General features: G+C 71.1%; 17 protein-coding genes. 13 read left to right on the forward strand and 4 right to left on the reverse strand.

Going from position 1 to position 18,797, the window contains the following annotated elements:
• Window positions 1-127: 127 nt before the first annotated feature.
• Complete coding sequence (locus MMR14E_RS14690; protein ID WP_331315282.1) at window positions 128-2,500, forward strand: hybrid sensor histidine kinase/response regulator; 2,373 nt, start codon at window positions 128-130, stop codon at window positions 2,498-2,500.
• A 13-nt stretch (window positions 2,501-2,513) separates the two neighbouring features.
• Here the strand turns inward: MMR14E_RS14690 and MMR14E_RS14695 are convergent, their stop codons facing one another.
• A complete protein-coding gene (locus MMR14E_RS14695; RefSeq protein ID WP_331315284.1) occupies window positions 2,514-2,648 on the reverse strand; it encodes a hypothetical protein in 135 nt (44 codons plus the stop codon).
• 197 nt (window positions 2,649-2,845) lie between these two features.
• Entirely contained in the window at window positions 2,846-3,211 is a 366-nt protein-coding gene (locus MMR14E_RS14700; RefSeq protein WP_331315285.1) for a helix-turn-helix domain-containing protein, read from the reverse strand.
• A 105-nt stretch (window positions 3,212-3,316) separates the two neighbouring features.
• On the opposite strand from MMR14E_RS14700, the gene MMR14E_RS14705 reads away from it, so the two are divergent.
• On the forward strand, window positions 3,317-4,063 hold the full coding sequence (locus tag MMR14E_RS14705; RefSeq protein WP_331315286.1) for a glucose 1-dehydrogenase: 747 nt from the start codon (window positions 3,317-3,319) through the stop codon (window positions 4,061-4,063).
• A 372-nt stretch (window positions 4,064-4,435) separates the two neighbouring features.
• On the opposite strand, the gene MMR14E_RS14710 is transcribed toward MMR14E_RS14705, so the two are convergent.
• Complete coding sequence (locus MMR14E_RS14710) at window positions 4,436-5,176, reverse strand: SDR family oxidoreductase (protein WP_331315288.1); 741 nt, start codon at window positions 5,174-5,176, stop codon at window positions 4,436-4,438.
• 207 nt (window positions 5,177-5,383) lie between these two features.
• On the opposite strand from MMR14E_RS14710, the gene MMR14E_RS14715 reads away from it, so the two are divergent.
• Window positions 5,384-5,941: a TetR/AcrR family transcriptional regulator gene (locus MMR14E_RS14715; protein ID WP_331315309.1), complete on the forward strand. Its 558-nt coding sequence runs from the start codon at window positions 5,384-5,386 to the stop codon at window positions 5,939-5,941.
• Between the two features lie 216 nt (window positions 5,942-6,157).
• Here the strand turns inward: MMR14E_RS14715 and MMR14E_RS14720 are convergent, their stop codons facing one another.
• Entirely contained in the window at window positions 6,158-7,609 is a 1,452-nt protein-coding gene (locus MMR14E_RS14720) for a carbohydrate porin (RefSeq protein WP_331315290.1), read from the reverse strand.
• Between the two features lie 686 nt (window positions 7,610-8,295).
• Between MMR14E_RS14720 and MMR14E_RS14725 the strand changes: the two genes are divergently transcribed.
• From MMR14E_RS14725 to eutB, 10 genes are all read left to right on the forward strand, one after another.
• Window positions 8,296-9,855 carry an ABC transporter substrate-binding protein gene (locus MMR14E_RS14725; RefSeq protein ID WP_331315292.1) on the forward strand — a complete coding sequence of 520 codons (1,560 nt, stop codon included), beginning with the start codon at window positions 8,296-8,298 and terminating at the stop codon, window positions 9,853-9,855.
• 57 nt (window positions 9,856-9,912) lie between these two features.
• Window positions 9,913-10,893 (forward strand): ABC transporter permease, encoded by a 981-nt coding sequence (locus MMR14E_RS14730; protein ID WP_331315294.1) that lies wholly within the window; start codon window positions 9,913-9,915, stop codon window positions 10,891-10,893.
• Window positions 10,893-11,813 (forward strand): ABC transporter permease, encoded by a 921-nt coding sequence (locus tag MMR14E_RS14735; RefSeq protein WP_331315297.1) that lies wholly within the window; start codon window positions 10,893-10,895, stop codon window positions 11,811-11,813. Before MMR14E_RS14730 ends, MMR14E_RS14735 begins: the two co-directional genes overlap by 1 nt.
• The gene (locus MMR14E_RS14740; protein WP_331315298.1) at window positions 11,813-13,663 is read left to right on the forward strand and encodes an ABC transporter ATP-binding protein; all 1,851 of its coding nucleotides are present in this window, start codon (window positions 11,813-11,815) and stop codon (window positions 13,661-13,663) included. The genes MMR14E_RS14735 and MMR14E_RS14740 overlap by 1 nt, the downstream gene beginning before the upstream one ends.
• Window positions 13,664-13,768: 105 nt before the next feature.
• Complete coding sequence (locus MMR14E_RS14745) at window positions 13,769-14,527, forward strand: DeoR/GlpR family DNA-binding transcription regulator (RefSeq protein WP_331315299.1); 759 nt, start codon at window positions 13,769-13,771, stop codon at window positions 14,525-14,527.
• Window positions 14,520-15,812: a Zn-dependent hydrolase gene (locus MMR14E_RS14750; RefSeq protein ID WP_331315301.1), complete on the forward strand. Its 1,293-nt coding sequence runs from the start codon at window positions 14,520-14,522 to the stop codon at window positions 15,810-15,812. The genes MMR14E_RS14745 and MMR14E_RS14750 overlap by 8 nt, the downstream gene beginning before the upstream one ends.
• Window positions 15,809-16,789, forward strand: a complete 981-nt coding sequence (locus MMR14E_RS14755; protein WP_331315303.1) for an aminoglycoside phosphotransferase — start codon at window positions 15,809-15,811, stop codon at window positions 16,787-16,789. The genes MMR14E_RS14750 and MMR14E_RS14755 overlap by 4 nt, the downstream gene beginning before the upstream one ends.
• Before the next feature lie 10 nt (window positions 16,790-16,799).
• Entirely contained in the window at window positions 16,800-17,735 is a 936-nt protein-coding gene (locus MMR14E_RS14760; RefSeq protein ID WP_331315305.1) for a phosphotransferase, read from the forward strand.
• An 11-nt stretch (window positions 17,736-17,746) separates the two neighbouring features.
• Complete coding sequence (locus tag MMR14E_RS14765) at window positions 17,747-18,526, forward strand: inositol monophosphatase family protein (RefSeq protein ID WP_331315306.1); 780 nt, start codon at window positions 17,747-17,749, stop codon at window positions 18,524-18,526.
• Window positions 18,527-18,554: 28 nt separating this feature from the next.
• On the forward strand, window positions 18,555-18,797 hold a 243-nt coding region (gene eutB / locus MMR14E_RS14770; protein WP_331315307.1), incomplete at its 3' end, for an ethanolamine ammonia-lyase subunit EutB.

The following is an 18,797-nucleotide window of genomic DNA, read 5'->3' on the forward strand; positions in this document are numbered from 1 at the left end:
CTATCAGGTCGTTCTCGCGCAAGACCAGCGGTCCTGTTTCCGAGCCGCGGCCCGGATCGTCGGGCCCTCAACAGCTCCGCATTAACCGCCTTGTGCGACGGTCGGGCGTCCCGGGTCCGGTGTCATCATGCGGCTGCGCACCCTCCTCGCCCTCGTCTTCGCCGCCGGAGCGCTGCTCCTGACGGCCGCCGCTACGACCCTGGTCTCGCAGTTCGTCGCCGCGCGCGTGCAGATCCGCGCCGAGGCGCACACCGCCGAGCTCGCGGAGCATCTGCGCCAGATCATCGACGCCAACATCGCCGAGCGGCTCGGCGACATGGCCGTGCTGTCGTCGGTCGCCCGGACGAACGCCACGAAGCCCGAGGCGCAGCGCGCGTGGGTCGATGCCCTGCGCGAGAGCTACCCCGCCTATGCCTGGATCGGCTTCGCGGACCGGTCCGGTGTGGTCGTCGCCAGCACCGGCGGCATGCTGGAGGGCGAGAGCGTGGCCGCGCGCCCGTGGTTCCAGAAGGGCATCGAGGCCCCGGCCGTCATCGACATCCACGAGGCGAAGCTCCTCGCGAAACGCCTGCCGGCGCTGCCCTACGGAGAGCCCCGGCGCTTCATCGACGTCGCGATGCCGCTCCACGACGCGGCCGGGGCCCGGACCGGCGTCGTCGGCGGCCATCTCAGCATCACGTGGATGCGGGAGATGAGCCGGGCGGCCATCGCCAAGGCCCTGAAGCGCGAGCCGAGCGTCGAGGTGCTGATCCTCGCCGGCGACGGGACCGTCATCCTCGGCCCCGGCGATCAGGCCGGTCAGCGGATCGACGCCGTCCTGCCCGCGCTGCCGGAATTGACGAGCGGTGCCGAGCTCGCGAGCGCGCGCGGGACATGGCCCGACGGGGCTGATTATTTCACCGGCGCGAGCCGCGCCCGTCCCGCGGCCGATCAACCGACCCTGCCGTGGACCGTGCTGGTGCGGCAGCCCGTCGAGGTGGCGAAGGCGATCTCCGATCCGATCATCAACCGGCTGATGCTCGGTGGCGCCGCCTTCACGCTCCTGTTCGCGCTGCTGGGCTGGTCGGCGGCGGAGCGGCTCGCCCATCCGCTCCGCGCGCTGGCCGGGGCGGCCAGCGGCATCGACGCGTCCACGGGCGACAATCGCCTGCCGAAGCCGCGTGGCTACTTGGAGATCGCCGAGCTGACGGACGCGCTGACCTCGCTCCTGGCGCGCCTGGGTGAGCGCGATCAGGCCCTGGCCCTCGCCAATGTCGATCTCGAGCGCCGCGTGTCGGAGCGAACCGCGGAGCTCGCCGACGCCTGCGATCGCGCCGAGGCGGCCCAGGCGCGTGCCGAGGCCGGCGAGCGCGCCAAGAGCGATTTCCTCGCCACGATGAGCCATGAGGTCCGCACGCCGCTGAACGCCATCGTGGGCTTCGGTGACCTGCTCCGCGACGACGCCACGCTGACCCCGAGCCAGCAGCGCTGCGTCGACCAGATGCGGGCCGGATGCGAGGTCCTGACCACGGTGGTCAACGACATCCTCGATTACGCGCGCATCGAGGCGGACGGCATCGCGCTGGAGGCGGCGCCGTTCTCGCCGCGCGCCCTCGTCGAGGAGACCGTGGCCCTCGTCGCCGGAACCGCCGAGCGCAAGGGCCTCGCCCTGCGCTGGGAGAGCGAGGCGGGCACGGAGCAGCCGGTCGTCGGGGACAAGGCGCGGCTGAGGCAGGTGCTGCTGAACCTCGTCAACAACGCGGTCAAGTTCACGCAGCGCGGCGCCGTGACGGTCACGCTCACGCGCGCGCCGCGATCGGACGGCGTCGCCCTGCGCGTCGCCGTCCGCGACACCGGGATCGGGATCCCGGTCGAGGCGCAGGCGCGACTCTTCACCCGCTTCGCCCAGGCCGACAGCTCCACGACCCGGCGCTTCGGCGGCACGGGACTGGGGCTCGCGATCGCCAAGGGCCTGATCGAGACGATGGGCGGCACCATGGGGCTGGAGAGCCGCGACGGGGCGGGCTCGACCTTCTGGTTCGACGTGGTCCTCCCGCGCGCGCCGGCGCTCGACCAGCTGGTCCCGCCGGCTCCGCCGCGCGCGGTCGAGACGGATGGGTCCCGACGCGGGCACCTGCTCCTCGTCGAGGACGGGGCCATCAACCGCGAGATCGCCCAGATGGTTCTGGAGGCGATGGGATATCGCGTCTCCATCGCCTGCGATGGCCAGGAGGCCGTGGCCATGGTCCAGGCGCAGGCCTACGATCTCGTGCTGATGGACGTGGAGATGCCGGTCATGGACGGCATCACGGCCACGCGCATCATCCGCGGCCTCGGCGACGCGTCCGGCGCGGTGCCGATCATCGCGATGACGGCCCACGTCCTGCCCGAGCAGGTCCGGGCGCTCCGGGCGGCCGGCGCCGACGACCATGTCGGCAAGCCCTTCGATCGCGCGCATCTGCGCGCCGTCATCGAGCGCAACCTCGCGGGAACGGACGGTCGGTCGCGACCGGCCGCGTGATCGGCCGCCGGAATCAGGCCCGCAAGCGCTGCGCCAGAGCGCGCCCGTCCTCGAACAGCGCCAGATCCGACACCTGTCGCAGCCGCTGGCGGCCCATCGCGACGATGGCCGCACGCGCCTGCAGGAGGTGGTCGACTGCCAGGACCATCGGGTCATCCGCCGGCAGATTCGTGGGCGATGCGGCAGACGCGCACGTGACGCCGTGCAGGCCGGTCGGACAGGGCTCCGGCCTCGCGTCGGCCCTGTGGGACGTCCGGCGGACAGGACCGGCGCCTGCCCGGACCTGGTGAGCAGCGGGTTCGACGCCGCGCCCCCGATCTTCGACAACAGATCCGGGTCGCGCGCCTAACGCGGTTCTGCCGCCTTCGCGGGGCGCGCGTCGGTGCCGGCCTCAGAAGCGTAGGCATTGATGATCCCCGCCAGCAGGCCGGGAAAGCGCGCCTCCACCTCGGTCCAGCGAGAATGGTTGCGCACCTCGACGCCGTGCCGTTCGCTGCGGATCAACCCGGCCTCGCGCAGCACCTTGATGTGGTTGGACAGCGAGGATTTCGGGATGACCCGGTCCCCGACCGCCGATACGGCCGAACAGGCCTCGACGCACCCGGCCTGCATGATCTTGGCGAAGATGGCCGCGCGGCTCGGGTCGGCGAGCGCGTGCAGGATGGCCTCCGGCCGCACGTCCTCGATGGCGGGGTGAAACAGGGATCTCATCTTTCGTCCATCTGGGCCCTTGAACGACGCTCCGTTAGTTCCGAAGTTCCGAACTATGGGAAGATGGCCGCGACCCGCGGCCGGCCCATGCCGGAGATAGCATACATGTCGAAGCTTGCGGGCAAGGTCGCCGTCGTCACCGGGGCCTCGAAGGGCATCGGAGCGGGGATCGCCAAGGCGCTGGCGCGGGACGGCGCCGCCGTGGTGGTGAACTACGCGTCCAGCAGGGCAGGGGCCGAAGCCGTCGTCGCCGCGATCACGTCCGCCGGCGGCAGGGCCGTCGCGGCCCAGGGCGACGTATCCCGAGCTTCCGAGGCGCAGGATGTGATCGAGGCCGCGATCCGCGCGTTCGGGCGGCTCGACGTGCTGGTCAACAATTCCGGCGTCTACGAGTTCGCCGCGATCGAGGAGGTCACCGAGGAACACTATCGCCGCCAGTTCGACGTCAACGTACTCGGCGTCCTGCTGGCGACGCGGGCCGCCGCGAAGCATCTCGGCGAAGGCGCGAGCATCGTGAACGTCTCCTCGGCGATCACGCACGTGCACACCCCGACGGCGGCGGTCTACGCGGGCACCAAGGGCGCGGTGAACGCCATATCGGGGGTGCTCGCCAACGAGCTGGCCCCCCGCAAGATCCGCGTGAACGTCGTCAGCCCCGGCTACGTGGTGACCGAGGGGACGCACACGGCCGGCATCTCCGGCTCGGAGATGGAGGCCGGGATGATCGCGCAGACGCCCCTCGGCCGTGCCGGTCAGCCGGACGATATCGCCACCGTCGTGGCGTTCCTCGCGTCAGACGACGCGCGCTGGCTCACCGGCGAGAAAATCACGGCGAGCGGCGGCATCCGCTGATCCACGAGGGCGGCCCCCGCGAGCGTCTGGGAGCCCGACTGCGCGCGGGGGCAGACCGTCGAGGCGGCGCGTCGCCGACGGGCAGGTCGCCGACCGATATCGTCCGCGTCTCCTCCCTCCGGCTCGCCGTCGGGCCGGGAGCGGACCGCTGCCGACACACCCCGCGGGGACGATGATCCGGCCGCCGGGCTACGCGCCAGGGACGGTCGTGCCGGCGAGCGGACGGGTCGCTCCCGAGCGCACGATGAGGCCGCCTTCCTCCGCCGGAGCGCATGCGGTTGAGCGGCACGCCGTCCGCGTCGGCCGCGGTGAGAAGGGGAGGGGAGTTATGATCCGGTCGCGATGGCGCCTCACCACGTTCGCCGAAGGGGATCACGCGTTCGCGCCACCGTCGACCGTGATGGTGGTGCCGGTGATCTGGCGCGCGGCGGGGCTCGCCAGGAACGCCACCGCGGCCGCGATGTCGTCCGGCGTCCCGTAATGGCCGAGCGCGGTCATCGCGCGCTGCATGTCCGCCTGCGCGCCGTCGGCCGGGTTCATGTCGGTGTCGGTCGACCCCGGCTGCACGAGGTTCACGGTGATGGCGTGCGGACCGAGCTCGCGCGCCAGCCCCCGGGTGAACGAGAGCAGGGCGGATTTCGACATGGAGTAGACCGTGACCCCGGGGAACGGGACGCGCTCCCCGAGACAGGAGCCGATCGAGATGATCCGGCCGCCTTCCGCGAGGTGCGGGATCGCCGCCTGCGACGCCAGCACGACGGAGCGCACGTTGACGTCGAGGATGGCGTCGATGTCGGCGAGGCTCATCTCCGCCACCGGGCCGCCGCGGGCGATGCCGGCGTTGTTGACGAGGATGTCGAGTCCCCCGAGCCCCTCGGCCGCCTCGTCGACCGAGCGCCTCACCGCCGCGGCGTCGGCGCTGTCGGCCTGGATGGCGCGGGCGCGGCGCCCCTTGGCCTCGATGGCGCGGACGATCTCGGCCGCCCGTTCGGCGGACCGCTCGTACGTGATGGCGACGTCCGCGCCCCGGTCGGCGAGCGCCAAGGCGATGGCCGCACCGATGCCGCGTGATGCGCCCGTCACCAGGGCGCGCTTGCCTGCCAGCTCACTCACGTCCGCCTCTTTCTGTAATGAACGACACAGAAATGGCTAGATGCGTTGTCGGTGCGGGTCAAGCGGTTTATATAACGATCGATGCAAAAATCGGCTTCGACGTCAGCGGCGGCCCAGGCAGCGACGCGTGTGGCGGCACGGTCAGCGCCGGCCCGCGGGCGCGGCCGGCCCCGCGCCTTCGACCGTGAGGCGGCGCTCGAGCAGGCGATGCGGCTGTTCTGGCGCCGCGGCTTCGCCGCGACGTCCATCTCCGATCTCACCGCAGTCATGGGGATCGGCTCGCCGAGCCTCTACGCGGCGTTCGGCTCGAAGGAGGCGCTCTACGCCGAGGCGCTGCGCCACTACGGCGACCGGTACGACGGGATGGTCTGGGCCAACTTCGCCGCCGCCGCGACCGCGCGCGAGGCCGTCGCGGCGCTCCTGATGGACTCGGCCGCCGCGCTCACGGGCTCCTGCGGGCGCATCGAGCCGCTCGGCTGCATGGTGACGCTCTCGGCCGCCGGCAGCGAGGGACAGGCGGAACTCGGCGCCCTGGTGTGTGCGGCCCGCGCCGAGGGGCTCAGACGGGTCGAGGAACGGCTCGCGCATGCGGTCGCGGAGGGCGAGATCGGCGCCTCCGTCGACCTCTCCGCACTCGCCCGCTTCGTGCTCACGGTGCAGAACGGCATGTCGCTCCAGGCCCGCGACGGCGCGAGCCGGGCGGCGCTCGAGGCCGTCGCCCGGCTCGCGATGGCGGGGTGGGACGCGTCTGCCGGCGCCCGCTAGCCGGGAACCGCCGCGGTGACGCCGCGCGCCGGCTTTCCCCTCGCCCGACCGGCACGCTGATCCGCCCTGCGTGACGCGGTCCGGCCCGAGGGACGGCTCGGAGCCAGGACGGGAACGGATGGACGGGTACGGGGCGGCCACCGGAGGACGGTGTCGCCCGGGGCCCGCGCAGCTTGAGCGCTGCGGAGGTGGCCGCTCAGGCGGAGCGGTCGCGTCTCAGCCCGGAGCCAGGCCGAGCAGCGTGCCGAGCGGGACCGACAGCGTGAAACCGCCGTAGAAGCCGTCCTTGGGGCGGCGCGCCGTGTAGGGATTGAAGTAGGAATTGCCGTTCACGAGGTACTGCACGACCGGCTCCACGACCACGCCGCCCGGCATGGCGAAGTGAGCGTTGAGCTCGAACACGAACTTGTCCCGGGAGAAGGGCGCGCCCGTCCCGCCCGAGATGAAGTTCGCGTCGGCGAGGAAGCGCGTGTAGTTCTCGTTGAGGCGCTGCCAGTTGATCTTGATGCCGTAGGTGTCGAGGGGGCGGCTCTGATCCGGGGCCTGCAGGAGCAGTCCGACGAAGCTGTTGAAGCGGATCGGGATCGTCGGATCGAAGGCGTAGCCGGTCCCCGTATAGACCGAGATCGCGGTCGGGTGCGGATTGACCTCGCGCCCGCCGTCGGCCCGCCAGAGGGTCTGCGTGCCGGTCAGCACGATGCCCGAAGTCCCGGATTTCTGGAGGACCGGCGTGCCGGGATTGAGCCCTTTGGACGTTCCGAAGACGGTCTTGAAGTTGTCGTCGTGATCGGCCGAGTTGAAGAAGCCCGTCAAGGAGGCGCGTCCGGGATAGGCTTCCTGGGTGTAATCGGTCACGCGGCCGATCTCGAACATGGCGAGGGCCCCGGACAGGCGCTCGTAGCCCCAGTCGTAGCCCGAGAGGACGTTGGTTCCGGGATTCACGCTGAAGGCGCCGGCCTGGATGTACGTGGTCGGCGAGATCTTGTAGGCGAAATTCGCCCCCCAGACCGCGTAGAGCGGCGAAGTCCAGCCGGCATTGAGATACAGGATGTCCTGGAAGCAGGAGTTGATCGAGTTGCAGGGCGGCAGGGCGTAGTAGCGGCCCGGATGGGTGCGGCCGACCTCGATGACGAGGCGGTCGTCGAGCAGCTTCTGCTGATAGGTCAGGAGCGACAGGCGGTTGTCGTTCGGATTGTAGGGCGGCTGATACCCGACCGTCGTATCGCCGATGTCGCCGGCCATGTTGAGGTTGCGCACGAGGCCGAAGAGCGTCTCGGTGAAGTTGATGCTGCCGCCCGCGATGCCGGCGAGCTTCTGCATGTCCGCCGTCATCGACAGGACGAAGTACGCGGAATTCGATTGCTGCCCCGTGCGCAGGCCCGCGGACGGGTTGGCCTGATAGAAGTCGTACATGTTGATGTCGAAGGTGAAGCCGGCCGCCGCCATCTCCGTCGCCCACGGCGCGAGCGGACCGACGCGGACCGGGGACGCCGCCTTGGCGGCGATCTCCGGGTTCGTCCGCGCCTGCGTCTGATCGCTCAAGGTCTCGACCGGTGTCGCGGTCTGCGCGGCGGCCGGATGCGCGGTCAGTGCCGATCCGAGCACGAGCAGGCCTAGGACCGCGCCGGTCCCGGACGGTGAGGCGAAGCGCGACATGTCCCCGATCATCGTGATCTCCGTTCGGGGGCCCGGCCGGCGCGTGCCGGTGCGCGGGCCGGCCGCGGAGCGGCAGGCCGAGCGGCCGGGAGCCGTCGGAACCCATTCGGTGCCGGTGGTGTGACTGGTTCGGCGTTCTGCGCGCCTTCTCGATGACGGGCCGATCACGGTTCGGTCGTCAGCCGAATCCGGTCTCGCCGAAGGACGCCGCTACACTCGCGGGTCCGAACTCATCGCTGACTCAACGTGTCATGAGAGATTCCGCATCGTCAATGGGTGATGCATGGTTTTTGTGTAGTCTGACCGAGTCGAGATTTTTTGGTCACAGTCGAGCCGGGCAAGGCCGTCTCGGCGCGTAATGCTGGGGCGACGGTTTAATCCCACTACTTTTGCTTAATTCATCGACAAATCATCCACCTCGCGTTGTATCGGCGCGACTTCGGATAGCAAATTGGCTCATAAGACGTGACCGATGGCATTTTTGCTCACCGTATGAGCATCCTCAGCGATAAAGGGCCGATAATCGGCAGCGCGTTGAGTCTGTGAGCATTGTGCTCGAACTTCACGCACCGCAGCGCCGCGCGCGCGGCGACGAGCGCCGATCCGCTCCGTTCGCGCGGTTCGCGGCCGTGGCACGTGGTTTGCTGTGTGGTTTTTGACCGATGTGTGCTGTCGGTCGGCAGGTGGAGGGCGACGGGATGGATCGCAGGCGGTTCCTTCGGCGGCTCGGTGCGATCGCCGCGTGCGCGCAGATCAACCCCGACGTCCTGATCTCCCCGGCCTTCGCCCAGAGCGCGCGGCCTCTGGTCTTCCTGTCGGCGGAGAACATCACCGGGAACTGGGACCCGACGGCCCACACGACGCTCTCGCAGAAGAACATCGAGGGGTTCGTGATGGGCTTCCTCACGCGCACGCCGATGACGCTCGATGATCCCGGCAAGGTGGTCTACGAACTGGCGACCGACATCAGGCTCCTCGACCCGCACCGCCTGCAGATCACCCTGCGCGACGGGGTCACGTTCCACGACGGGAAGCCGTTCAAGGCCGAGGACGTGAAGGCGACCTTCGAGTACGGCGCGCAGCCCGATCGACCGGCGCAATGGTATCCCGGGCCGACCGACACGCTCACGATCACGACGCCCGACGACCGCACGGTGATCGTCGACACGACGAAGGGCGGGTATCCGGCGCACCTCTTCGTCTTCCTGGCCTCGTTCCTGCCGATCATGTCGGCGAAGGACGTGGCCGAGGGGCCCGGCGGCATCCTCGCCAAGCGCCTCAACGGCACGGGCCCGTTCCGCTTCGTCGAGCAGCGCGGCAACACCACGGTGCTCAAGGCCTACGAGGGCTACTTCAAGGGGAAGCCCGCGATCCCCGGCATCGACTTCACCTTCACGGCGGATTCGACCACCCGGATGCTCTCCCTGATGAACGGCCAAGCCTCCATCGTCGAGCGCCTGGAGCCCGAGCAGGTCGAGACCGTCAAGGGCAATCCGAAGATCGCCGTCAGCCGGATCGTCTCGGTCGAGAACAAGTACCTGTGGTTCCGGTGCTCCAAGCCGCCGTTCAACGACGTCCGGATGCGCCTCGCCGCCTGCCACGCGATCGACCGGAGCGTCATCCTCGATGTCCTCGGCTCCGCGGGCCACGCCTCGTCGAACTTCGTCTCGCCGGTGAAGTTCGGCTACGTCGACCTGAAGAACTATCCCGCCTACGACCCGGACAAGACGCAGGCGCTGCTGGCGGAGGCCGGCTTCCCGAAAGGGAAGGGCTTGCCGCCGCTGGAATACATCACCTCGGTCGGCTTCTACCCGAAGACCAAGGAATACGGTGAGATCATCACCGCGATGCTGAACGAGCAGGGCTTCCCGGTCACCCTCACCGTGCTGGAACCCGCGGCCTGGAACGAGCGCCTCTACCACCGCCCCGGCGGCGGACCGGGCCACATGATCGATTGCGGCTGGTCGACCGGATCGCCCGAGCCCGACCTCGTGCTGCGCACGCATTTCCACGCGTCCTCGCACCGCATCACGGGTCTCGAGGATCCGGAGGTCGACGCGAGCCTCGACAAGGAGCGGAACGCGCCGACCCTGGAGGCGCGCAGGACGATCCTGCAGACCGAGACCATGCCGCTCCTGGCCGCCAAGGCGCCGGCCCTCTCGCTCTTCACCTCGGCGATGATCCACGCGATGCAGGCCGACCTGAAGGGCCTGTTCATCTACCCCGACGGCTCGATCGACGCCGCGCGCACGGCCTGACCGGAACCCACGCCCCGCCGCGTCCGGCGGCGCGCCATCCCATAACCCCATCGTCCGATGTTCGTGCTCAGCTTCCTCGCCCGGCGCCTCGCGCAGGGGGCGATCATCATCACCCTGGTCTCGCTCCTGATCTTCACGCTCCTGCGCGTCGTTCCGGGTGACCCGGTGCGCCTGATGGTCGGCGGGATGGCGCCGGATTCCCTCGTGGAGCAGATCGCCGAGCGAATGGGCCTGCGCGATCCGATCCTGGTCCAGTTCGGCCGCTACGCCGGGCAGGTGGTGCGCGGCGACCTCGGCCACAGCTTCGTGCGGCCCGCGAACGGCGCGGCCACGGGCGGGGCGAACTTCGACGACGCGACCCGGGCCGAGCGGGCGCCCGTCGCCGCCCTCATCGGCGAGGCGCTGCCGATGACGCTGCAGCTCGCGGCCCTGGCGCTGACCTTCGCCCTGGCGTTCTCGTCGCTCGTCGGCATCGCCGCGGGACTCAGACCGGGCGGACTCGCGGACCGGTTCGCGTTCGCGGTCTCGTCGATCTTCATCTCGCTGCCGAACTTCTGGTTGGCGATCGTGCTCGCGCTCCTGTTCTCGGTGAAGCTCGGCTGGCTCCCGGCGGTCGGCTACGGGGGATTCTCCTACACGATCCTCCCGGCCATCGTGCTGGCGGTGGAGCTGTCCCCGGTGCTGATCCGGACCCTCTCGGGCGCCGTGGCCGCCCAGATGGGCGAGGCCTACGTCGCGGTCGGCCGCATCCGCGGTCTCACGGAGACGCGGATCGTCGGGGCGCACGTCCTGCGCAACGCCGCCGTGCCGCTGCTCAACCTCCTCGGCGTCCAGTTCTCCAGCCTGCTCGGCGGCGTGATCATCGTCGAGTACATCCTCGACTATCCCGGACTCGGCCTGCTCACCATCAACGCCGTGCTGCAGCGCGACTTCCCGCTGATCCAGGGCATCGCGATCGTCACCAGCGCGATCTTCGTCGTGATCAACATCCTCGTCGATCTGGCCGCCACGATCATCGATCCGAGGCTCGCGTACTGATGGGCGTCGAGACGAGCCTCACCCTCGGGGCCGCCCCGGTCGACACGGGAAGCGCCCGCTCGATCGGGCGCCGCATCCTCGGACGGGCGGCCCGGGCGACCGGCTTCCGCATCGGCCTCGGTCTGCTCGGGATCCTGGTCCTGGGCACGCTCCTCTATCCCGAGTTCAGCGGCCTCGATCCCGGCAAGATGGATGTCCGCGCCCGCCTGCTGCCGCCGCTCCTCGCCGGTCCGCACTGGCGCTGGGCGCACCCGCTCGGCACGGACCAGATCGGCCGCGACATGCTCGTCCGCTGCCTGATCGGCCTGCGCTACTCCTTCCTGATCGGCGTCGCCGCCACCGCGCTGACCCTCGTCATCGGCTGCGCGCTCGGGATGGTCGCGGGCTACCTCGGCGGCCGGACCGACGCGGTGATCATGCGCGTCACCGACGCGCAGCTCTCGATCCCGATGATCATCCTGGCGATCGCGGTGCTCGGCGTCTCCAGGCCGACGATCCCCGCCATCATCCTCGTGCTCGGGCTGTCGAACTGGCCGGTCTACGCCCGCGTGACGCGCTCCGTCGCGATGGCCGAGCGCGGTCGCGAGTACGTCCGGGCGGCGCAGGTCTCGGGCGCGAGCCATGCCCGGATCGTCCTGACGCTGCTGACGCCGCTCCTGGTGCCGCCGATCCTGTTCACGGCGGTGCTCGACATCGCCCGCATGATGATCTTCGAATCGACGCTCGGCTTCCTCGGTCTGGGCGTGCAGCCGCCGACGCCGACCTTCGGGAACATCATCGCGGATGGCCGGAAGTATCTGCTGAACGCGTGGTGGATCGCCACCATGCCGGGCGTGTTCCTCGGCCTCACGCTCGTCGGCCTCAACCTGATCGGCGCGGCGTGCGAGCGGGCGCGCAACGCGATCCACGGAGGCGCCTGATGGACACGCCGCCGGTCCTGTCCGTCCGCGACCTGAGCGTCGACCTCGCCGGGCCCGTCGCCGGGCGGCGGATCCTCGACGGCATCGCGTTCGACGTCGCGCCGCGGGAGATCGTCGGCGTGGTCGGCGCCACCGGCGCGGGGAAGACGGTCCTGGCGAAGGCCCTGGTCAACGGCCTGGAGCCGCCGCTCGCCGCCCGCGGGACGGTGCGCTTCCGCGGGCAGGACATCCTCGGCCTCGCCCCGCGCGCGATGCGGCCCCTGCGCCGGGAGATCGCCTATGTCGGCGCCAACCCGATGGGCGCCCTCGACCCCACGCTGCCCGTCGGCCACCAGATCGCCGAGAAGATGCGGGCCGTGAATCCCGCCGTCGCGGCGGCGGAGGCGCGCCGCCGGGTCGTCGCGCTGCTCGACGCGGTCCGGATACCCTCCGCCGCCCGGCGCTTCCACGATTACCCGTCGCAGTTCTCCGGCGGCATGATGCAGCGCGCGCTGCTGGTGGACGCGATGATCTCGGATCCGGCGCTCCTCGTCGCCGACAACGTCACCCAGCCCCTCGACGTGACCGTGGCCGCGCAGGTCATCCGCCTGATGCGCGAGCTCACGGAGCGCTTCCAGACGGCGATCCTGTTCGTCTCCTCGTCGCTCCCGGTCGCCCGGGAGGCCGCGTCGCGCACGCTCGTCATCGATGCGGGCCGCCTCGTCGAGGAGCAGCCGACCGAGGCGCTGATCGCCCGGCCGCGGCACGCCTACACCCGCGATCTGGTCGCCCAGATCCCGACCATCTGGGCCCGCTCCCCCGCGCTGCCGCGCACCGGCGAGCCCGCGCGCGATTGGTCCGAAGCGCGCCCGGTCATCCGCCTGGAAGACGTGTCGCAGACCTACCGGGTGCGGGAGCGGGGGACCTTCGCGGGGACGAGCGCGCTCCGCGCCGTGCGCGGCGTGACCTTCGACATCCACAAGGGCGACAGCTTCGCGGTGGTCGGGGAGAGCGGCTGCGGCAAGTCCACCTTGATGCGCCTGCTCAGTCGCCTGGAGCGCCCCAGCGGCGGCCGGATCCTGTGCGACGGGCAGGACATCGCACCGCTCGCGGGACCGGCTCTGCTCGGGTTCCGCCGCAAGCTCCAGCTCGTGCTGCAGGACCCGTTCAACTCGCTGCCCCCGCGCACCGGCATCGGCGCGATGCTCGAGGCGCCCCTGCGCACCCACGGGTGGCGGGATGCCGCCCGCATCCGCGCGCGCGTCCGCGCGGTCATGAACGATGTCGGCCTCAGCACCGCCCTCTACGACGCGCTGCCCGTCGGCCTCTCCGCGGGGCAGCGCCAGCGCATCAACGTCGCCCGCGCGATGGTGCTCGAGCCCGAGATCCTGCTGATGGACGAGACGCTCTCGGCGCTCGACCAGACCGAGCAGTTCCGGCTGCTCGCGGTGTTCGAGAAGCTCCAGCGGGCACACGGCCTCACCTACATCTTCATCAGCCACGACCTCGCGATGGTGCGCAAAGCCTGCAACCGCGTCGCCGTCATGTACCTGGGCGAGGTCGTGGAACTCGCCGACAACGAGCGCCTGTTCTTCGATCCGGGCCACCCCTACACGAGGGCCCTGCTGTCGGCGATGCCGACCCTGGAGGAGCGCCGCTACCGCCCCGAGGAGTGCCTCCTCGACGGCGAGCCGCCGAGCCCGATCGACCTGCCGACCGGCTGCGCCTTCCGCTCGCGCTGTCCCCGGGCCTTCGCGCCCTGCATCTCCGAGGGGCCGAACCTCGTGACGCGCGGTGCGGGCGCGCTCGCCGCCTGCCACCGCGTCGCGGCTCCCGGCGCGCGGCCGATCCACGCCGAGGCTGCGGGTTAACAGATGACGCGATCCGATGAATTGCGGCCCGTCGAGGACCGTGCCAACCCGTTCCAAGGTTGTGTCCCTTCGCGAGGGATTACAACCCTTGGGAGACGGACGCCGATGAGTATAACCGAGCCGCGCCTGCAACTGATCCTGACGGAGTTGCAGCGCGACGGTCGCGTATCGGTCAACGAGTTGGCGACTCGCCTCGGAATCAGCACCGAGACGGTCCGGCGCGACCTGCGGGACCTTGAGATGCGCGGGCATGCCCGCCGGGTCTACGGCGGCGCCGTCATCGACCAGAAGAAGGACGATCAGCCCTTCGACGAGCGGGCGCGCGTCGGCATGCGCGAGAAGGCGCGCATCGCGTCGGCCGCCCTGGCCCTGGTGGAGGACGGCATGACCGTCTTCATCGACACCGGCACCACGACCCTGGCCTTCGCCCGGCAGCTGGTCGGCCGGCGGATCACCATCCACACCAACTCCATCGGCATCGCCACCCTGCTCGCCGACGATCCGCAGTCGCAGGTGACCGTGCTCGGCGGCGAGATGAAGCCGCATTACCGCGGGCTGTTCGGCCACCGCACCGTCGCGGCCGTGCGCGAGCACGTCTACGACCTCGCCGTCATGGGCATCGTGACCGTGCATCGCGAGCACGGCTTCATGGATCTCGGCCAGGAGGAGGCGGTCCTGCGCCGCGCCGCCGTCGAGCAGACCCGGCGCTCGGTGATCCTGGCCGACAGCTCGAAATTCGGGCGGCTCGGCACGATCCGGACCCTCGGTCTCGGCGACGTCGACACGCTCGTCACCAACGCGCCGCTGGCGAGCGACTTCGCCGACGCCTTCCGACAGCTGAACGTGGATGTGCTCCATGCCTGAGACACCGCCGCCGTCCTCCGTGCGGATCGATGCCGCCCGCCTCCACGGGATGATGGACGCCGTATCGCGCTTCGGCGGCGGCGGCGACGGGTCGATGACGCGCCTCGCGCTCTCGGCCCAGGACGGCGCCGCCCGCGACTGGCTCGGCGCCTGGTTCCGGGAGAACGGGTTCGCGCCGCAGGTCGACCGGATCGGCAACCAGTTCGGCCGCGTCGACCTCGCCGGGGGCAACGCGCCGACCGTGATGGTCGGCTCGCACCTCGACAGCCAGCCCAACGGCGGCCGCTTCGACGGTGCCCTCGGCGTCGTCGCGGCCTGCGAGGCGATCCGGGCCGTGCGCGCGTCCCTCGCGGAGCGCGGGCTGCGGTCGGCCTGCAACTTCGTCGTCGCCAACTGGACCAACGAGGAGGGCGCCCGCTTCCAGCCGAGCCTCCTCGGCAGCAGCGTGTTCGCCGGCCAGGCCGAGCTGGCCTGGGCCTTGGAGCGGCGCGACGGCGCCGGGATCGCGGTCGGCGCGGCGCTGGAGGCGATCGGCTATGCCGGGACCGACACGGTCCCGGTCCCGGACGCGTTCATCGAGCTCCACATCGAGGGCGGCCCCGTGCTGGAGCGGGAGGGGAAGCGGTTCGGCGCCTTCACCCGCTACTGGGGAGCCACCAAGTACCGCCTCGCCTTCCTCGGCCGGCAGGCCCACACCGGCCCGACCCCGATGGCCGAGCGCCGCGACGCCCTGCTGGCGGCCGCCTACCTGATCGCCGACCTGAAGGACATGACCGGCGATTACGGGCTCGACCTGCACACCTCGGTCGGACGGCTGGAGGTCTTCCCGAACTCGCCCAACACCGTGCCGAGCGAGGCGGTGCTGTTCATCGAGCTGCGCTCCGGCGCGCCGGCGATCCTCGAGGAGGCCGAGGCCCGGCTCCGGACGTTCATCGCCGCGGCGGCGGCGCGGGCCGGCGTCGACTCGGAGGTCCGCGCCATCGATCTGCGGCCCGCGGGCGCCATGCATCCCGGCCTCGTCCGGCTCGCGGAGCGGGCCGGCGCCCGCAACGACGCGCCGCCCCGGTTCCTCGACACGATCGGCGGCCACGACGCGATCAGCCTGGCCGCCGTCTGCCCCGCGATCGTGCTGGCGGTGCCCTGCCGGGACGGGGTGATGCACCATCCCACCGAGTTCGCGGCCCCGGAGGATCGGGCCTTCGGCACCCAGGTCCTGGCCGAGATGCTGATGCTGCTGGCGACGGAGGGGCTCGCGGCCCTCGGCACCGGGGGAGAGGGCCGGTGAAGGCGCCGGGCGCGCCCGACGGCGCTCACGAGCGGCTGGCCGAGGAGGCCCTCGCGGCGATCCCCCTCCTGGCGGACCGGCCGGTCCGCTACGGCGTGGCCTGCCCGGGCGCGGCGTCGCCGTCGTACCACGGCGTCGAGTCGGCCACCTTCCTGGTGGCGGCGGCGCCGGATGCGGAGCCGGACTACTTCCTCAAGGTCACCGAGCCGGCCGCCGCCGCCCTCATCGACCCCGCCGCCGCGTTCGAGGCCGCGACGCGCGTCGCCGCGCTGGGACTCGGCCCCGAGCCGCTGCATCTGGCGCGGGCGCAGGGGGCGATCCTGTTCCGCCGCCTCGGCCCCGAGTGGCGCCCGGCGTCCCTCGACCGCCTGCGCCAGCCCGACGCCCTGGCGGCGGTGATCGGGGCCTTCGACCGCATCGCCGCCGGCGCAGCGTTCGGCCGCCGGTGGAGCGTCTTCGACGGCATCCGGACCCTGCGCGCGGCCCTCGGCGCCGAGGGCGAGACCCTGCCGGCGGACCTGCCCCCGGACGCGTGGTTCCTGTTCGACTGGGGCGATGCCATCGAGGCGGCGCTCGCCGCCGCCGGGACCGGGTGCCGGCCGGCCCACGCCGACCCGCACGCCTCCAACCTGCTGTTCGCGCCGGACGGCGCGCTGCGCCTCGTCGACTTCGACATGGCCTGCGATACCGACCCGCACCATCAGCTCGGCGCCTTCCTCAACGAGGCCTGCCCGTTCGAGAGCGAGATGCGGCTTGGCATCGAAATCGCTGAGGGGGCCTGCCGGGCGGACGTGTTCAGCCGCTGCCGCGCCTACGCCGCCGCCGACGACCTGTACTGGGGCCTGCGGGCGCTGGCGATGGACCGCGTCTCGCCCCGGCGGAGTCTGGAGTTCCGGAAATACGCGAGCTGGCGGTTCCTGCGCTGCCGGGCGCGGGTCGGCCGCCCGGACTTCGAGGAAACCCTGAGGACGCTGTGAGGAGCGCGGCATGATCCCTCTCGGAAGCGGGCGCACGGAGGCCGAGCGGGCCTTCGAGGCGACCCTTCACCGGGTCGCCCCGTGGCAGGGGCGGCCCATGCGCTACCGGCCGGTGCTCGGCGGCATCAGCAACACGAACTGGCGCGTCGAGGTCGCGGGCGAGGCGCACCCGTATTTCGTGAAGATGCCCGGGCGCGGCACCGAGATGTTCATCGATCGGGCCGCCGCCCGCGCTGCGAGCCGGCAGGCGGAGGCGATCGGCCTCGGCCCGCGCACCTTCGACTATCTCGACGCGGACGACGTGGAGATCGCGGAATTCGTGGAGGGCCGCCGGCCCTCGACCAACCGCGACTTCGCCGACGCGGCCGTGCGCAACGAGGCGATCGCCCTCTATCGCCGCTTCCACGGCGCCCCTCTGCTGCCGCTCACCAAGACGGTGTTCGACATGATCGACGAGCACGACCGTCAGGCCGTCGATCTCGGCGCTCTGGTGCCGCCCGACCAGGCGTGGCTGACCCGTCAGACGCGCCTCGCCCGGGCCGCCCTGGAGGCCTCCGGCATCGACCTCGTGCCGTGCTTCAACGACCCGATGCCCGGCAACTTCCTGATCGGGGAGGACGGCTCGATCCTGCTGATCGACTTCGAGTACGCCTCCAACAACGATCGCCTCTACGATCTCGCGATCTGGAGCGGGGAGATGTTCTTCTCCGAGGACGTCGATCGCGCGATCATCGAGGCGTATTTCGGCCGGTACAGCGACCAGCTCTTCGCCCGGTTGATGGTGCACAAGGCCCTGGCCGACGTGAAATGGTCGACCTGGGCGATGGTGCAGAACCGCATCTCGGACCTCGACTTCGATTTCTACAAGTACGGCATCTGGAAGCACATGCGCGCCCGATCGATCATGAACGACACGCGGTGGCCGGCCTTCCTGAAAGCGCTCTGAGCGTGCCGGACATGCTTCCCCCCGCGGACGAGATCCTGGCCTTCGCGACCGGACTCGCCGACGCGGCCCGACCGGTGGCGATGCGCCACTTCCGCACGGCCCTCGACATCGTCGCCAAGGCGGATGCGAGCCCCGTCACCCTGGCGGACCGGTCGATCGAGGCGCTGCTGCGCGAGCGGATCGCGGCGCGCTTCCCGGAGCACGGCATCGTCGGCGAGGAGATGGGCGTGACGCCGGGCCGGGGTCCGGTCTGGGTCATCGACCCGATCGACGGCACCAAGAGCTTCGTGACCGGGCTGCCGCTGTTCGGAACCCTGATCGCCCTCCTCGACAGCGGACGGCCGACCATCGGGGTCATCGACATGCCGGCCCTCGGCGAGCGCTGGACGGGCATGCCGGGCGCGGCCACGTTCAACGGGGCGCCGGCCCGGGCCAGCGCCTGCCGGACCCTCGCCGCCGCGCGGTTCTTCACGACCACGCCGGACGGCTTCTCCGGGGCGGACGCGGCGCGCTACCGGCGCCTCGTCGACCGCGTCGGCATCCGGCGGTTCTGCGGCGACTGCTACGCCTACGGCCTGCTGGCTTCCGGCCACTGCGATCTGGTCGCGGAGACCGGCCTCCAGCCCTACGATTACCTCGCCCTCGTCCCGGTGATCGAGGCGGCCGGCGGCGTGATCACCGACTGGGCGGGCTCCGCGCTGACCCTCGACTCGGACGGGCGGGTGCTCGCCGCCGCCACACCCGACCTGCACGGGGCCGCCCTCGACATCCTGCAGGATCGGGTTCCCTGAGATCCGACAGCGCGCCGGGAGCGCCCGCATGGCCTACGCGACGACGATCGAAGGCACACGCTTCACCTTCCCCGACCTGCGCAGCCTGCTCGCCAAGGCCACGCCGGAGCGCTCGGGCGACCAGCTCGCCGGGCTGTGCGCGGAAGGGCCTGTCGAGCGCCTGGCCGCGCAGATCGCCCTCGCCGACCTGCCGCTGAGGACCTTCCTGGCCGAGGAGCTGATCCCCTCGGACGAGGACGAGGTCTCCGACCTCATCGCCCGCCGCCACGAC

Origin of the sequence: Methylobacterium mesophilicum (assembly GCF_036441335.1) — a bacterium.
Lineage (GTDB): Bacteria > Pseudomonadota > Alphaproteobacteria > Rhizobiales > Beijerinckiaceae > Methylobacterium > Methylobacterium mesophilicum_B.

Excerpts from the sequence above, each read along its gene's own strand:
- MMR14E_RS14690 (WP_331315282.1), top strand. The coding sequence starts at position 128 with ATGCGGCTGCGCACCCTCCTCGCCCTCGTCTTCGCCGCCGGAGCGCTG.
- MMR14E_RS14695 (WP_331315284.1), bottom strand. The coding sequence starts at position 2,648 with ATGGTCCTGGCAGTCGACCACCTCCTGCAGGCGCGTGCGGCCATCGTC.
- MMR14E_RS14700 (WP_331315285.1), bottom strand. The coding sequence starts at position 3,211 with ATGAGATCCCTGTTTCACCCCGCCATCGAGGACGTGCGGCCGGAGGCC.
- MMR14E_RS14705 (WP_331315286.1), top strand. The coding sequence starts at position 3,317 with ATGTCGAAGCTTGCGGGCAAGGTCGCCGTCGTCACCGGGGCCTCGAAG.
- MMR14E_RS14715 (WP_331315309.1), top strand. The coding sequence starts at position 5,384 with ATGCGGCTGTTCTGGCGCCGCGGCTTCGCCGCGACGTCCATCTCCGAT.
- MMR14E_RS14720 (WP_331315290.1), bottom strand. The coding sequence starts at position 7,609 with ATGATCGGGGACATGTCGCGCTTCGCCTCACCGTCCGGGACCGGCGCG.
- MMR14E_RS14725 (WP_331315292.1), top strand. The coding sequence starts at position 8,296 with ATGGATCGCAGGCGGTTCCTTCGGCGGCTCGGTGCGATCGCCGCGTGC.
- MMR14E_RS14730 (WP_331315294.1), top strand. The coding sequence starts at position 9,913 with ATGTTCGTGCTCAGCTTCCTCGCCCGGCGCCTCGCGCAGGGGGCGATC.
- MMR14E_RS14735 (WP_331315297.1), top strand. The coding sequence starts at position 10,893 with ATGGGCGTCGAGACGAGCCTCACCCTCGGGGCCGCCCCGGTCGACACG.
- MMR14E_RS14740 (WP_331315298.1), top strand. The coding sequence starts at position 11,813 with ATGGACACGCCGCCGGTCCTGTCCGTCCGCGACCTGAGCGTCGACCTC.
- MMR14E_RS14745 (WP_331315299.1), top strand. The coding sequence starts at position 13,769 with ATGAGTATAACCGAGCCGCGCCTGCAACTGATCCTGACGGAGTTGCAG.
- MMR14E_RS14750 (WP_331315301.1), top strand. The coding sequence starts at position 14,520 with ATGCCTGAGACACCGCCGCCGTCCTCCGTGCGGATCGATGCCGCCCGC.
- MMR14E_RS14760 (WP_331315305.1), top strand. The coding sequence starts at position 16,800 with ATGATCCCTCTCGGAAGCGGGCGCACGGAGGCCGAGCGGGCCTTCGAG.
- MMR14E_RS14765 (WP_331315306.1), top strand. The coding sequence starts at position 17,747 with ATGCTTCCCCCCGCGGACGAGATCCTGGCCTTCGCGACCGGACTCGCC.